The sequence below is a fragment of the Agromyces lapidis genome (assembly GCF_009749405.1).
Taxonomy (GTDB): domain Bacteria; phylum Actinomycetota; class Actinomycetes; order Actinomycetales; family Microbacteriaceae; genus Agromyces; species Agromyces lapidis.
The window spans coordinates 308566-322061 of record NZ_WBIQ01000002.1; the positions used below are offsets into that span (position 1 = coordinate 308566).

Annotated in this window: 15 protein-coding genes; 6 read left to right on the forward strand and 9 right to left on the reverse strand. The window is 67.9% G+C overall.

Features of this window, described 5'->3' with window-relative positions; translation table 11 throughout:
* The 3 genes from GQQ93_RS04585 to GQQ93_RS04595 are packed head-to-tail and all read right to left on the reverse strand — an operon-like array spanning window position 1 to window position 2067.
* Window positions 1–411: an arsenate reductase ArsC gene (locus tag GQQ93_RS04585; RefSeq protein WP_157423057.1), complete on the reverse strand. Its 411-nt coding sequence runs from the start codon at window positions 409–411 to the stop codon at window positions 1–3.
* A 22-nt stretch (window positions 412–433) separates the two neighbouring features.
* Entirely contained in the window at window positions 434–1204 is a 771-nt protein-coding gene (locus GQQ93_RS04590) for an MIP/aquaporin family protein (protein ID WP_157423058.1), read from the reverse strand.
* Entirely contained in the window at window positions 1204–2067 is an 864-nt protein-coding gene (locus tag GQQ93_RS04595) for a metalloregulator ArsR/SmtB family transcription factor (protein WP_246192085.1), read from the reverse strand. Before GQQ93_RS04595 ends, GQQ93_RS04590 begins: the two co-directional genes overlap by 1 nt.
* Window positions 2068–2245: 178 nt before the next feature.
* Here GQQ93_RS04595 and GQQ93_RS04600 point away from each other — a divergent pair, with 178 nt between their 5' ends.
* Both GQQ93_RS04600 and GQQ93_RS04605 read left to right on the forward strand, forming a co-directional pair.
* Complete coding sequence (locus tag GQQ93_RS04600) at window positions 2246–3631, forward strand: FAD-dependent oxidoreductase (protein ID WP_157423060.1); 1386 nt, start codon at window positions 2246–2248, stop codon at window positions 3629–3631.
* Entirely contained in the window at window positions 3628–4023 is a 396-nt protein-coding gene (locus tag GQQ93_RS04605) for an arsenate-mycothiol transferase ArsC (RefSeq protein ID WP_157423061.1), read from the forward strand. The genes GQQ93_RS04600 and GQQ93_RS04605 overlap by 4 nt, the downstream gene beginning before the upstream one ends.
* A gap of 72 nt (window positions 4024–4095) precedes the next feature.
* On the opposite strand, the gene GQQ93_RS04610 is transcribed toward GQQ93_RS04605, so the two are convergent.
* Together GQQ93_RS04610 and GQQ93_RS04615 are read right to left on the reverse strand one after the other, a co-directional pair.
* The gene (locus GQQ93_RS04610) at window positions 4096–4602 is read right to left on the reverse strand and encodes a GNAT family N-acetyltransferase (protein ID WP_212277251.1); all 507 of its coding nucleotides are present in this window, start codon (window positions 4600–4602) and stop codon (window positions 4096–4098) included.
* 14 nt (window positions 4603–4616) lie between these two features.
* The gene (locus tag GQQ93_RS04615) at window positions 4617–5969 is read right to left on the reverse strand and encodes an NAD(P)-binding domain-containing protein (RefSeq protein WP_157423063.1); all 1353 of its coding nucleotides are present in this window, start codon (window positions 5967–5969) and stop codon (window positions 4617–4619) included.
* Between the two features lie 89 nt (window positions 5970–6058).
* Here GQQ93_RS04615 and GQQ93_RS04620 point away from each other — a divergent pair, with 89 nt between their 5' ends.
* Both GQQ93_RS04620 and GQQ93_RS04625 read left to right on the forward strand, forming a co-directional pair.
* Window positions 6059–6421 carry an ArsR/SmtB family transcription factor gene (locus GQQ93_RS04620; RefSeq protein ID WP_212277252.1) on the forward strand — a complete coding sequence of 121 codons (363 nt, stop codon included), beginning with the start codon at window positions 6059–6061 and terminating at the stop codon, window positions 6419–6421.
* A gap of 19 nt (window positions 6422–6440) precedes the next feature.
* The gene (locus tag GQQ93_RS04625) at window positions 6441–7604 is read left to right on the forward strand and encodes an MFS transporter (protein ID WP_170296125.1); all 1164 of its coding nucleotides are present in this window, start codon (window positions 6441–6443) and stop codon (window positions 7602–7604) included.
* Between the two features lie 209 nt (window positions 7605–7813).
* On the opposite strand, the gene GQQ93_RS04630 is transcribed toward GQQ93_RS04625, so the two are convergent.
* On the reverse strand, window positions 7814–8122 hold the full coding sequence (locus GQQ93_RS04630; protein ID WP_157423066.1) for a thioredoxin family protein: 309 nt from the start codon (window positions 8120–8122) through the stop codon (window positions 7814–7816).
* A 138-nt stretch (window positions 8123–8260) separates the two neighbouring features.
* On the opposite strand from GQQ93_RS04630, the gene GQQ93_RS04635 reads away from it, so the two are divergent.
* Window positions 8261–8728, forward strand: coding sequence for a MerR family transcriptional regulator (locus tag GQQ93_RS04635; RefSeq protein ID WP_157423067.1), 468 nt, complete (start codon window positions 8261–8263; stop codon window positions 8726–8728).
* Here the strand turns inward: GQQ93_RS04635 and GQQ93_RS04640 are convergent.
* On the reverse strand, window positions 8700–9020 hold the full coding sequence (locus GQQ93_RS04640; protein WP_157423068.1) for a hypothetical protein: 321 nt from the start codon (window positions 9018–9020) through the stop codon (window positions 8700–8702). The genes GQQ93_RS04635 and GQQ93_RS04640 overlap by 29 nt on opposite strands.
* A complete protein-coding gene (locus GQQ93_RS04645) occupies window positions 9017–9256 on the reverse strand; it encodes a hypothetical protein (protein ID WP_212277253.1) in 240 nt (79 codons plus the stop codon). The genes GQQ93_RS04640 and GQQ93_RS04645 overlap by 4 nt, the downstream gene beginning before the upstream one ends.
* Window positions 9257–9419: 163 nt before the next feature.
* On the opposite strand from GQQ93_RS04645, the gene GQQ93_RS04650 reads away from it, so the two are divergent.
* Window positions 9420–10403 (forward strand): arsenic resistance protein, encoded by a 984-nt coding sequence (locus GQQ93_RS04650; protein ID WP_157423070.1) that lies wholly within the window; start codon window positions 9420–9422, stop codon window positions 10401–10403.
* Between the two features lie 93 nt (window positions 10404–10496).
* On the opposite strand, the gene mobF is transcribed toward GQQ93_RS04650, so the two are convergent.
* On the reverse strand, window positions 10497–13196 hold the full coding sequence (mobF, locus tag GQQ93_RS04655) for a MobF family relaxase (protein ID WP_157423071.1): 2700 nt from the start codon (window positions 13194–13196) through the stop codon (window positions 10497–10499).
* Window positions 13197–13496: the final 300 nt, after the last annotated feature.

Here is a 13496-nt window from a genome sequence, read left to right on the forward strand (position 1 = left end):
CTACGCGGCCGGCGCGATCTCAGCGAGGAGGGCCTCGACGCGGCCCCGAATGTCATCGCGGACACGGCGCACCGTCTCGATGCTTTTGCCCGCAGGGTCTTCGAGTTCCCAGTCCTCGTACCGCTTGCCGGGAAAAATGGGGCACGCGTCGCCGCAGCCCATCGTGATCACGACATCCGATTCCTTCACAGCGTCGACGGTCAGGATCTTCGGAGTGTTGCCGGCGATGTCGATGCCCTCTTCCGCCATCGCCTCGACGGCGACGGGGTTGATCTGGTCCTTCGGCTCCGAGCCCGCGGACAAGACGTCGACACGGCCGCCACCGAGTTCACGGAGGTAACCGGCGGCCATCTGCGAGCGACCCGCGTTGTGGACGCAGACGAACAGGACCGCGGGCTTTTCAGTAGTCATGCCGCTAATGATAGACGCAAATCTATGGTTTGGCTATTCCGAGTCTCCTGTTCGTGCCGTCCAGGTCTGCGTCGGCGACGACCGGTATGCGGCCCGGAAAGAGAATGCTCACGAGAAGGATGCCCATCAAACCGCCGACGAGCTGCGCGCCGAGGAACGGCGCGACGGACACCGGGGCGATGCCGGCGAACGTGTCGGAGAAGACACGACCGATGGTGACGGCCGGATTGGCGAACGAGGTGGAGCTGGTGAACCAGTACGCCGCACCGATGTACGCCCCGACCGCTGCCGGGATGATGCGCGTGTTGCCAGCTCGAACGAGCGCGAAGATCACGAAGACGAGCCCGGCGGTCGCGACGACCTCGGCCAGCAGCGTGGATGGCGTTGCCCGATCGGTCGACGAGATCGCGGTGGGCACGCCGAACATGGCGTTCGCCAGGAGAGCGCCGGCGATGGCGCCAACCACCTGCGCGACGATGTACGGTCCGATGTCGCGAGCCGGGAATCCGGGCGTGCCGGTACGTCGGGCCAGGAACCAGTCCGCCAGCGACACAACCGGGTTGAAGTGCGCACCTGAGAGCGGTGCGAGCACGGCGATCAGCACCGCGAGGCCGAGCGTCGTCGCGAGGCTGTTCTCGAGGAGCTGGAGGCCGACGTCGTCCGGTGAGAGCTCGGATGCGGCAATGCCTGAGCCGACGACGATTGCGACGAGAAGTCCTGTGCCGAGGAATTCGGCGACCAGGCGACGTGCGAGTGGGGCGGTATCTGGCCGGGGCGATTCGTCTGTGGTCATCAGTCCTGTCGATCTTCGAGGGTGGCGAGCAGTTCGCGGATGCGGCGCTCGATGTCGTCCCGGATATCCCGCACCTCGGCGAGGGGCTTGCCCACCGGGTCGGGGAGGTCCCAGTCGAGGTAGCGGCGGCCCGGGTAGATCGGGCATGCGTCGCCGCAGCCCATCGTGATGACGACATCAGCTGCGCGGACGACTTCGTCCGTCAACGGTTTCGGGTACTCACCGGCCAATGGGACGCCGATCTCGTCAAGTGCGGTGAGGACCGAGCTGCGCACCTCGCTCGCCGGGTCCGAGCCCGCGGTTCGCACGTGCACCCGGTCGCCGGCCAGATGTCGGAGGATCGCCGAAGCCATCTGCGAGCGTCCGGCGTTCTGCACGCACACGAACAGCACCTCGGGTACGTTCGTGTTCGGCGAGGCGTCAGCGCGAGCCAGTGCCTCGAGGCGGTCGGCTGCGAACTGCGCCGTCAGCGAGGGCACCCTCGGACCCGGGACGGGTCGTGCTGCGAGAAGCTCGTAACTCTCGCGGACGTATCTCTCGACCGTCTCTCTGCCGAAGACGCCTCGGAAGCGTTCGCTGAGGTCCCGGATGACGCGGTCGAGGATCGGATCGACGGCCACCTCGGACGTTGGCCTGCCGAGCATTTCGGCGATGCGATCGGCATGAGCCGGGGCCAGCGAGTACCAGGTCCGTCGCCCGTCCGGTTCGCGAGTCAGCAGCCCCTCGTCCATCAGCGCCTTCACGTGATGGCTGACCGTCGGCTGCCTGAGCTCGAGCTCCTCGGCGAGGCGGCCCACGAGCACGCGACCGTCGGGTGCAGCCAAGATGCTCCGGAGAATGTGTCCGCGCGTCGGGTCGGCCACGAGCCGGAGCTCTCGAGTGCCTTCGGCCGTCGAATTCATAGATGGAAGTCTATGTCAGAACGCCGAAGGCAGGTACCGTACATACCGTGCTTCTCCTTCGTTCAGCGTCTCCGTTCTGTCAGCGACCTGGTCGGACCGCTCTGACTCAAAGCCCGGCTGACTCGAGGGGCCTCCTCTGATGCACGTCGTAATCATCGGTGGGAGCGACGCGGGTATCTCCGCTGCGCTGCGCGCCCGCGAACTCGACCCGAGCGCCGACGTCACCGTGGTCGTGGCCGATTCATACCCGAACTTCTCGATCTGCGGCATCCCGTACTACTTCTCCCGCGAGGTCCATCCCTGGCAGTCCCTCGCCCACCGCACACACGCCGACCTCGAAGCCACTGGGATGCGTTTGCGCCTGAACACGTTCGCGACCGACATTGACGTGGCAGCGCAGCAGCTCGTCGTTCGCGATGAGGACGGGTTGCATTCCCACATCGCGTACGACGAGCTGATCGTGGGCACCGGCGCCCTCCCTTCGAGCGTCGGCATCACGGGCCTCGAAACGCTCACCTCTCGTGACGGCGTACACGTCCTGCACTCAATGGGAGACACCTTCGCGCTCGAGCGCTACCTCGACGAACATGATCCACAGACCGCGATCATCGTCGGCGCCGGATACGTCGGCCTCGAAATGGCCGAAGCCCTCACCGTCCGTGGCCTCCACGTCACCCAGCTGCAACGCGGGGCAGAAGTGCTCAGCACGCTCGACCCCGAACTCGGCGCCCTCGTGCACGCCGAGCTCACCGAGCGCGGCGTCGAAGTGCTCACCCGCACGACCGTCGCATCGATCGAGAAAACCGCCACCGGACTCGCCGTACACGCCCTCCACGATGGAACGCCGCTCACCCGAGTCGCCGAAATCGTGCTTCTCGTCGTCGGCGTCCAGCCCAACACCGACCTCCTCGTCCGAGCCGGCGCAACCCTGGGCGCCGGCCGCGCGATCCGCGTCGATGAATCGATGCGCACCGGACTCCCGCACGTCTTCGCCGCGGGTGACGGCGTCACCACCCACCATCGCCTCCTTGGCAGCACCTACCTCCCGCTCGGTACCACCGCGCACAAGCAGGGCCGGGTGGCCAGGGAGAACGCGGTCGGCGGCAGGACTCACTTCGCCGGCTCGGTTGGGACGCAGGTCGTCAAGGTCTTCGACCTCGTCGCCGCCCGCACCGGGCTCAGCGAGCACGAAGCCCGCGCCACCGGATACTCCCCGGCAAGCACCAGCACCGTTGCCGACGATCACAAGCGCTACTACCCGGGCGCCCAGCCCATCAACATCCGGATCACCGGCGACACCGGCACCGGCCTCCTTCTCGGCGCACAACTCGTCGGCCGTCTCGGAACCGAGACCGCCAAGCGTGTCGACACCTACGCGACCGCGCTGTTCGCAGGCCTCACCGTCGACCAGATCAGCGAACTCGACCTCTCATACACACCGCCGCTCGGCGCCCCTTGGGACGCCGTGCAAATCGCAACGCAGACCTGGACCCGCACCCACCACGAAAGCAGCAGACCCACATGAGCAACCCCACCGTCCTCTTCCTCTGCCAGCACAACGCCGGCCGCTCCCAGCTCGGCGCCGCTCTCCTCGAAATCCTCGCCGGCGACCGCTACACCATCACGTCTGCCGGACTCTCGCCAGCCGACACGGTGAACCCGGCGATCGCCTCGACCGTCGCAGAGCTTGGCCTCGACATCACGGATCGGACCCCTCGCGCAGTCACCGTCGACGACCTCCAACACGCCGATATCGTCATCGCGATGAAGCCAGGGCTCGACCTTCCAGCGGTTCCCTCGGGCCGGCTCCTCGAATGGAAGTTCCCCGACCCAACGGACTGGAGCACCGAGAACGTTCGCCCACTGCGCGAAGCCGTGGCCCTGCGAATCCAATCAGAGCTGCTCGACGAGGGGTAACCGCTGCCGCACGAACCCCCATCGCGTCGGAGCGGCACCCAGATGAGCACGTCCGGGATTGCGGGCTCGGTCTCAGACGCCCGCGCCCGCTTCTGCGTCATCGTCGCGCCGCAGTTCGATGAGGATCGTGTCCCGCCACCGACCGGCGTGTGGGCCGTAGCCCATGCGTGCGATGCGTTCGCGTCGGCCGACGGTGCGGAAGCCGGCGCGTTCGTGGAGGGTCAGGCTCGCGACGTTCTCGGGGAAGATCGAGGACTGGATCATCCAGTAGCCGGCCGCGTTCGTCGTCTCGATGAACGCGGCGAGCAACTGCCGTCCAGCGCCGGTTCCCTGCGCGGCCGGGTCGACGTAGATCGAGTGCTCGATCACGCCGCGGTACACCTCACGCGCCGAGACCCGGGATGCCGCCGCCCATCCGATCACGCTGCCACCCGGGTCACAGGCGACCAATCGGGCATCGGGCACCCGGGATTGGTCGAAGGCGTGCCAGCTCGGCGGTTCTGCCTCGAATGTGGCGTTGCCGGTGCCGATACCCGCGGCGTAGATCGCCTGCACGGCCGGCCAGTCCGATGCCGCCATCGGCCGAACGGATGTCACGAGCAGCAGCTCGAGGCGCCGGTCGAGGCGTCGCCCGTGCCGCAGGACGACCCGTCGGGCGCAAGGCTCGTCGAGCAGACACCCGTCTCGGGTAGCACGAGCTCGACATTGCTGGCCGCGGTGATGTCGCCGGCGAGCCAGGCCGTGATCGAACGCACCTGCTCGTACCCGGTCGCGAGGAGGAAGGTCGGCGCACGACCGTAACTCTTCATCCCGGCGAGGAAGAATCCGGGCTCAGGGTGCGTGAGCTCGGCGAAGCCGTGCGGCTCGACCGTGCCGCAGGTGTGCACGTTCGGGTCGATCAGCGGCGCGAGGCGCTTGGGCGCCTCGACGATCTCGTCGAGGTCGAGGCGGATCTCCCGGAGCATCTGGAGGTCGGGGCGGAAGCCCGTGGCGCTGACGACGAGGTCGGTGTCGTGCTCGACGAGCTCGCCGGCGCGCGCGCCGATGAGCCGGACGCCGTCATCGGTGCGGCCGAGGCGCACGATCTCGAACCGGTCGAGCACCGTGATGCGGCCGGCGGCCACGAGGGCGTCGACGCGCCGACCGATCGATGCCCGAGCCGCGAGTCCGTCGTCGTCGGAGGTCGTGACGCGGACGGCGCTCGCGTTGCGGATCAGCCAGGTGATGCGGGTCTCAGGTTCCTGCTCGGCGAGCTCCGCCAGGGCCAGGAGCGTGTTCGCGGCGGAGTGCCCGGCGCCGACGACGGTCGTGTGGCGTCCGGCGAAGCGGTGGCGTTCGCGGCCGAGGACATCGGGCAGGGCGTGGCTGACCCGGTCGGTCACGTCGGGCAGGCCCAGCGGGTCCAAGCCAGAGGAGCCGAGGCTGTTGGGGTGCGCGTAGGTGCCCGAGGTGTCGATCACGGCGCGCGCGGTGAACTCCTCGACGCCGTCGGGCGTGGTCGCGCGGAGCAGGAACGGGGTGGATGCACGCCGCGCCGTGCGAGTGCGGTCCATGCCCCGACGAGTGACGGCTTCGACCCGGATTCCGGTGCGGATGCGGCCGGCGATCGCGTCCAGCGCCGCGAGCGGCTCGAGGTACCGCTCGACGAGTTCGGTGCCCGTGGGAAGGCTCTCGGGCGCCGGGAGCTGCCATCCGGTCGCTTCGAGCAGGCGACGCGAGGCGGGGTCGACGACGTGCTTCCACGGCGAGAACAGCCGCGTGTGCCCCCACTGCCGGATGCTGGACCCGATCTGGTCGCCCGACTCGTACACGACGAAGTCGATGCCGCGTTCGACGAGGTTCGCCGCCGCGGCCAGCCCGACCGGGCCGGCGCCGATGATCGCGACCGGCAGGGTGTCGAGACCACGTCGCTGCAGACTCGGGACGGTGAGATCGATCAACGTCATGACAGGCGCCTCCTCAGGCATCGATGAACTTCGATATTGAGTGTGGCCACTTCATCGATGTTTGTCAATATTGGAGTACGATGGCTGACATGTCCACCACGCTGCTGCCCGTGATCCAGCCCGACGCTGCCGTGTGCTGCACGCCCCTGACCAGCGAGGCGATGGACGCGGAGCGTGCAGACACCCTCGCGAAGAAGCTGAAAGCCCTGGCCGACCCCACCCGCCTCCGGCTGGTGTCCATCGTCGCGGCATCCGAGGGCACTGAGGCGTGCGTCTGCGACCTCACCGAACCCGTCGGCCTCAGCCAGCCGACCGTTTCGCACCATTTGAAGATCCTCATGGAGGCCGGGTTCCTGAGCCGCAGCAAGCGCGGAACCTGGGCGTATTACAAGCTCGTGCCGGGAGCCCTCGGGGAACTCTCGCAACTGCTCGACGTCACCGCCTCACGCTGAGTCCGCCCCCACGCAGGCCGTGTCGACGCATCCGCTCGGAGTCCGCCTTGCCGCGCTTTCCGTCGGGCAGGTCATCAGCTGGGGCATCCTCTATTACGCGCTGATCATCGCCGCTCCCGCGATCGCGGACGAGACCGGCTGGAGCGTCGCGACCATCACGCTCTGCTTCTCGGGCGGGCTCATCGTCTCGGCCGCGGCGGGTATCGTCGTCGGCCGCTGGCTGGATGATCGGGGACCGCGCCTGATCATGAGCGTCGGTGCCGTCGTCGGAACGCTCGGCTTGATCATCGTGAGCGCTGCACCCGACCTCATCGTCTTCACGCTCGGCTGGGTCGTCTGCGGGCTCGCCCAGTCTGCGGTGCTCTACCAAGCCGCGTTCACGGTCATCGCCCGCCGCCACGGCGACGCCCGACGGGGTGCGATGACGATCCTGACCTTTGCGGGCGGTCTCGCCTCGACCGTGTTCGCGCCGGTCGTGGCGGGTCTGCTGGCCGTGCTGGACTGGCGCGCGACGTTCCTCATCCTCGCGGTCATCCTGCTCGCCCTGACCCTGCCACTGCATTGGATATTCCTCGAACGCACCTGGGCACCGCTCCCACCCGCGCACGACGGCGAGCAGGTCCACAACGTCGGGACCGTCATCCGCACCCGCCGGTTCTGGATGCTCGAGATCTCCATGCTCGCCCTTGCCGCCGCGCTCTTCAGCGTCACCCTTGCCATCATTCCGCTCTACATGGAGAAGGGTATGAGCTACGAGCTCGCCGCCTGGGCACTCGGGCTCCTCGGCGCCGGCCAGGTAGTCGGCCGACTCCTCTACGTCGCCATCCCACACGGAACCGCACCTTGGATCCCGCTGGCGATCACCTCGGGCCTCGCAGCACTCCTGCTCGCCCTGATGGGTCTCGTGCCCGGCCCGCCCTGGCTCCTCATCGTGGTCGGCGTCATCACCGGCGCCGTCCGCGGCGCGCAGACCCTCGTGCAAGGCTCCGCGGTGGCCGACCGGTGGGGCGTCCGAAACTACGGCACCATCAACGGCGTCTTCGCCGCACCCATCACCGCGATCACCGCACTCGGCCCCGCCCTCGGCCCGGTCATCGCGATCGCCGTCGGCGGTTACTCGACGATGGCCCTCGTCATGGCAGGCCTCGCGCTCATCGCGGTGGTCACGGCGCGATTCTCATGACGGTGTGTACTCGGATCCAATGTCGCGTGTTCGGCGGGAACAGCTGGCGAACCTCCGAGAATGACTACTACTCGGGCTTGTCGGTGCGAAGGCGGAGCGCAATCCAGAGGCCGCAGCGGCGGCACACGTATGCAGTTCCGCCGCCGAGAGCGTGCACTTTTCGTCGCGGTAGGGTTCTGCCGCAACATCCGCACGGAACTGGCGTGTTGCTACTCACGCGAGACCAATGCCTCGACGAGCTGTTCCGTTGTCGGCATCCCGGCTAGCCCACTTGGGGTTGCGTAGACCCGACATGCCAGGTCGGACGTTCGCGGGTTCGACGGGAAGAGATCCTTGCCGTCGAGGAGAATCGTCGGGGAGCCGGCGAAGTTGACGGCCGCGGCATGGTCGGCCGTTCTGAGAACTCGATATGTGATTTCGGTGTCATCGAGTCCTGCAGCGGCCAATGCATCATTGACGCGGTTGCCTGCTTCCTGCCAGCTCGGGCAGTCGTCGATATAGAGGAGCTCGATGTTCACTTCTCCATCATCCTCCTGACTTCACATGCCGAGCTAGCCGAAGCTGGATCGGGGTCCCGCTCTTCCGACCGGCGTCGGATAACGAGGCGAACCCGACTGAGTTGAGCTTCGAGCTACTTGAAGGTTTACGGTGGCCCTATGGGCGGGTTGCGTATCTCTGAGGTGGCGGAGCGGACCGGGCTGCCGGCGAGCACGATCCGGTATTACGAGTCGGCGGGGTTGATCGAGCCGGCTGAGCGTGGTTCGAACGGGTACCGGCGGTACGGCGACGTCGAGGTGGAGCGATTGGCGTTCATCGCGGGTGCGAAGCGATTGAACCTCGGCCTCGCGGAAGTGCGGCAGTTGGTCGCTGCGCGGGAGTCTGACCTGTGTGAGCACGTGCAGCGCGACATGCGGGCCGTCGTCGCCACCCGATTGGCAGAGACGCGGGCGCAGATCGCTGAGCTCGTGCGGCTTTCCGATGAGTTACAGCGCGCCGAGGGTCGCCTGTCGGAGCCGGCGACCGGCGGCGTCTGCTCGGACGCCTGTGCCTGCTCCGTGATCACTGGCGACGAGGCCGTGCGGCCTCCGGCCGGCGCTACGGTGCTTTCAGTCCGGCACCGCTGAGCGCGGCCTCATCGTCCTGGCTCCGCGTCGGCTGGATCTCGACGTCAACTCGGCTGGCGGGAAGTCGACAGGCTTTCGCACGGCGCCGACGGACGAGCAGGACCGTCACGACGATCCCCGCGAGCACGGCGACCACCAGGAGACCGGGGACCCAATACGCACCGAGGAGGGACGCCGCGCCGACGCTTCCGACGATCGCCAGCAACGGCCCGGCACAGCACGCCGCACAGGCGAGCACCGCAGCGCCGATGACCGCGGCGGTCGATGCGAGAGATCTCTTGTCGCGTTTCATGCCGCACCCTCCGCCGTCAGTCCGGCGTCACGCGTCGCGGCCGCGACGAGCGCCTCGAGCACGGCCGTGTGCTGCTCGGGCACGGTGATGCGCATCGTGAGCGAGTCCGCGGCCGACTCGAACTCGAACGTGAAGAACGAGCAGCACGACGACTCACCCGCCGCGAGGTCACGGGCGACCGTCTCACTCGCCGGATCGAGGATGAGGTCGGCGCGGGCGCCATCCACCTGGCGCACCGCGCGAAGACTGCTGGCGAACAGGGCACTGAACTCCCTTTCGCGGAGCGGGCGCTCAACGGTCGGGAGCGTGCAAGCGGTTGGGGCCCAATCAAGTTCGGTCATGGCATCGACGCTAAAGCTTCGACCGGCTTGAAGGTCAAGCCTTGTCTAGGCTGAACGGATGCAGCGACTCGTGGACTGGTGGGACCGGCACCAAGTCGCTCTCTACGTTGCCGCGATCATCCTCGGCGGCGTGTTCGGCGTCCTGGCACCGGGCGCGGCCCCGGTGCTCACGGCCGCGACGAACCCGGTGCTTGCGGTGCTGCTGTTCGCGACGTTCCTCGGCGTCCCGCTAATCGAGGTCGGCCGATCGTTCCGAGACCTCCGGTTCCTGGGCACCGTGCTCGCCGTGAACTTCGTCATCGTCCCCCTGATCGTCTGGGGGCTCTCCCAATTCGTGGCCGACGACCGTGGGCTGTTGATCGGTGTGCTGCTCGTTCTGCTTACTCCCTGCGTGGACTACGTGATCGTGTTCACCGGACTCGCCGGCGGCGCGAAAGCGCGCCTGCTCGCCGCGACCCCGCTCCTGATGCTGCTGCAGATCCTCCTGCTGCCCGTGTACCTGTGGGTGTTCGCCGGCGGTGAGGTGGTCGCGCACATCGAGCTCGAGCCGTTCATCGAGGCGTTCGTGATCATCATCGTCATCCCGCTCATTGCGGCCGCGATCGTGCAAGCCGTGGCCCGCCGGCACCGCGCCGGTCGCGCCATCGAACACGTCATGGCGGGGGCGATGGTGCCGCTCATGATGCTCACCCTTGCGGTCGTGATCGGATCCCAGATCGCCGCCGTCGGCAGCGAAGCCCTCACCCTCCTGCGCGTCGTCCCGCTCTACATCGCGTTCCTCATCGTCATGCTCCTCGTCGGCCTCGCGGCCGGCCGACTTGCCCGGCTCGAGGTGCCCGAAACCCGCGCCGTGATCTTCAGCGGCGCCACCCGAAACTCGCTCGTCGTGCTCCCGCTCGCCCTCGCCCTCCCGGCCGAGCTCGCGATCGCGCCACTCGCCGTCGTGACACAGACCCTCATCGAGCTCGTCGGCATGGTCGTGTTCGTCCGGCTGGTTCCGAAGCTCATCCCGATCGCCCGCCGTGAGCAGACGCTCCGATAAGAGCCTCAGGTCGGGCGGGTTCTGTGTCCCGACATTCCTCAGGACGAACGTCGTCTCAGCTGTTCGCCTGGACCACGGCAGGGGCAGCCTGGACTATCGCTCCAGCCCAGGGGGCGGTGCGTTCCGCTCCCGCTCACGCCCGGAAGCAATGGTTTGCAGGATATGGGAGGCAGGCCCCCACGGATCGGTTCTGACGACGAGACCGCGCACGGACTCTCGCGCAGCAGCCGTCGCCTTCACGAGTCCGCGATCAGCGCGATCGCGTTCAAGCGCCAGCACGAACTGCTCTCTGGCATCGTCCAGGCCACCTGCGACGAGGTGCAGGCGATTGCCATCGCGTGCACGAGTCATGCCGACATAGACGCCGGCCGCGTCGATGGCGTCGCTGATCACGGTGTGTGATTCGGGCACGGTGCTGCCCTGCATGCCGTAGGCGGTTGACGCATACGCCAGATGGGTGTGCTCGGCGACATACTCCGCCGGCAGTCGCACGGTGCGTTTTCTTCGAGCCGAAGAGTGCTCCTTTGCCCACACCGCGCCATCGTCACTCACTCTCTGGACGGTCCATGTCTGCCGGTTCGCGACGCGCAGTGCCGAGTCATTCTTCCGCGTCTGGATCACGTCGCCGCATCCGATGCACTCTCCGTCGGCGCCGGTCGCGATGTCGACGTCGTCCACCAGGCCGGCGCGCACCCGCTCCTCGCGAACACGCGCATTCAGCTCGCACGCTTCGTCGTTCGTCGCGACGGTGACCGCATCCCCATCGCGCCACTCACGAGCGAGCGCCTCCTGCAACGCATCCGGGCTCTCATGCAACACGACGAGCCCGAGCGCATGCAGCCGATCGAACACCGCCTCGGAATGTTCGCCGCGCCGCATCTGCACGGTGAGCGCGGCGTACGCGGGGTCGGTGAACCGGTGCACGGTCGTCATGCTGTGCACGCGGGGGAGGAGTTGCGCCGCCATATCGAGCACACCGCCGCGCCCGACCGCTGCGAGTTGCGCGCGGTCGCCGACCAGGGCGACGGTTGCGCCGTGCTCATTGGCAACGGTCAGGAGCGCGAGCGCCGTGTCCTGGTCGAGCATCCCCGCTTCATCGACGAGGATGCGCTCACCACGAGCAAGACGAGCGGATGCCGCGGGGCCTGCATACGTGGCATCCGTATCGGGATCTGTGTCGCCGACGGCGAGCCGGGTCCAGACGCCGTCGCGGTTCCACCGCCAGCCGTGCTCGTGCACGAGCTTCGCCACGCTGTCGGTCGCAACGCCAAGTTCCTGGTGCGCAACGTCGGCCGCCTTCTTCGTCGGCGTGACCACGCGGGTCGCGCGGCCATACGCGGCGGCGGTCCCGATCGCGGCGGCGAGCATCGTCGTCTTGCCCGCGCCGGCGGCGCCCTCCACGACGACGAGCGGCTCGGTGGATGCCACGGCCGAGGCCGCTCGCACCTGCGCGGCGTCGAGCCGGTGCCGGCGTGCCACGTACGTCAGGTTCGGCGTGCGCCGGCGGCCGGCGTGCGCGGCCAGTGCCGTGAGCAGGTCGCGCAACCGGGTCTCGGCGGTGATGACGTGCAGGCTCGTGAGGTGTGCGACGTGTTCGGGATGCGGGCTGTCGGGTGGCAAGACCGAAACGCAGTCATCCGCGGCCAGCCGCGTCATGAGCACGATGAACTCTCGCAGCGGTTTCGCGTCGGCGCGCACGCCGGTCTCCGTGATGATGCGCGTGGCCTGCTCCTGGATGTCGTGCACCGTCCACGTCGACGCTGCGGCCGCGCAACGGTCGAGCGCACGCGATGCGACATTCCGAATACTCACGTCGTCCAGCGACGTCGGCGCCGGCGCAGGACGGCGCTCGAGGTCGGGGCGGTAGCCGGCGTCCGTAAGCTCGGCCCGCCATGCCGCCTCGCTGCCGAGGGAGGACGGCCGCTTGTGCGGCCGCTCGTGATCCCACGCCATCGCGATCAGCCGCGACATCGCCGCCGGGCCAGGCTCCGCGTCAGGATGCGTTGCACGCCACTCCTTCTCGAAGTGCGCGAGGTTGCGCGCGACCTGCTCGGCCCGCTTGCTCATCACGGCGTTGAAGGGTTGAAGCTCCGCGACCTCCCCGGTCACAGGGTCGAGGGTCAGACCGTGGGCATCGAGGACGGTCGCGAGCTGGGGGTGTGCGGCGATGACGGCCGTGCCCAGCGAACGGATCGCGCCCTGCTGTCGGAACAGCGCCGCAGTGTCGAGGCCGCGCCATGTTCCGGCTGCCCACACCCGCGTCCCGATCTGGAAATGGGTGTGCCGGTGCGGGTCTCCCGCGCGCGAGGTCTTGTGCGAGACGGCGACCGTTTCCAACTGCTCGACGGGTACGACCCGCTGCCGCCCGCGCGGGCCGACCCTCGTGACCGAGTGCTGGCCGAGCCACGAGCGAATCGCGGCGACCGCGTCGCGCTGCGCAGCATCGAGAGCGACGGATACCTCGGGGTGCAACGCCGCGGCAATCGACAGGGACTTCGGCGCATTCACGACCATCTCCGCGAATCGCGGCGATCCTTGCCGGCCGTCGCCCGGCAGGCGGGGCTTGCCCATCGACTCACTGGTGAGCGGGTTGATCCAGTCCACCCAGTTCGCGTATTGGTCTGGGGTGAGCGCGCCTTCGCCGATCCCCTCGCCATCGATGCCGACGACCGAGAACTCGGCGAGGGATGTCCCGCCCTCGAGGTAGTAGTCGTCGGCGCGGGAGCGATCTGACTCGAGGTATCGGCGCGCGTCGGCCCCGGAACCCCGATACAGGATCACGCCACCCTTCATTGCCTTCCTCCGAGCTAGCTCAGGTTCTTGCAACTACCTACGGTAGCATACGTCCATTCATTTGAGGTGCATTCAGTTGAGGTGCATTCAGTTGAGGTGCCGACGGGCCAAGAAGGTCGTGGCGGAGCAGGCCTCATACGGCTTGTTGGTTGGCGGTCGCTTGGGTGTGGCCTTATGGCCCAAGCTGGCCCCGTCGTTGGATAAGCGAGCAGGACGCGCGCTGAGATACTCATCGATGACATGGCCGACGCCGTGGGTCATAACTTGCCTCAGAGGGCGTCTCGCGACGCAGTGTACGTC

Bases quoted from the DNA above. Each gene is read 5' to 3' on its own strand.
- GQQ93_RS04610 (WP_212277251.1), bottom strand. From the start codon at position 4,602: ATGGCGGCATCGGACTGGCCGGCCGTGCAGGCGATCTACGCCGCGGGT.
- GQQ93_RS04605 (WP_157423061.1), top strand. From the start codon at position 3,628: ATGAGCAACCCCACCGTCCTCTTCCTCTGCCAGCACAACGCCGGCCGC.
- GQQ93_RS04615 (WP_157423063.1), bottom strand. From the start codon at position 5,969: ATGACGTTGATCGATCTCACCGTCCCGAGTCTGCAGCGACGTGGTCTC.
- mobF (WP_157423071.1), bottom strand. From the start codon at position 13,196: ATGAAGGGTGGCGTGATCCTGTATCGGGGTTCCGGGGCCGACGCGCGC.
- GQQ93_RS04620 (WP_212277252.1), top strand. From the start codon at position 6,059: ATGTCCACCACGCTGCTGCCCGTGATCCAGCCCGACGCTGCCGTGTGC.
- GQQ93_RS04585 (WP_157423057.1), bottom strand. From the start codon at position 411: ATGACTACTGAAAAGCCCGCGGTCCTGTTCGTCTGCGTCCACAACGCG.
- GQQ93_RS04640 (WP_157423068.1), bottom strand. From the start codon at position 9,020: ATGAAACGCGACAAGAGATCTCTCGCATCGACCGCCGCGGTCATCGGC.
- GQQ93_RS04650 (WP_157423070.1), top strand. From the start codon at position 9,420: ATGCAGCGACTCGTGGACTGGTGGGACCGGCACCAAGTCGCTCTCTAC.
- GQQ93_RS04590 (WP_157423058.1), bottom strand. From the start codon at position 1,204: ATGACCACAGACGAATCGCCCCGGCCAGATACCGCCCCACTCGCACGT.
- GQQ93_RS04635 (WP_157423067.1), top strand. From the start codon at position 8,261: ATGGGCGGGTTGCGTATCTCTGAGGTGGCGGAGCGGACCGGGCTGCCG.
- GQQ93_RS04600 (WP_157423060.1), top strand. From the start codon at position 2,246: ATGCACGTCGTAATCATCGGTGGGAGCGACGCGGGTATCTCCGCTGCG.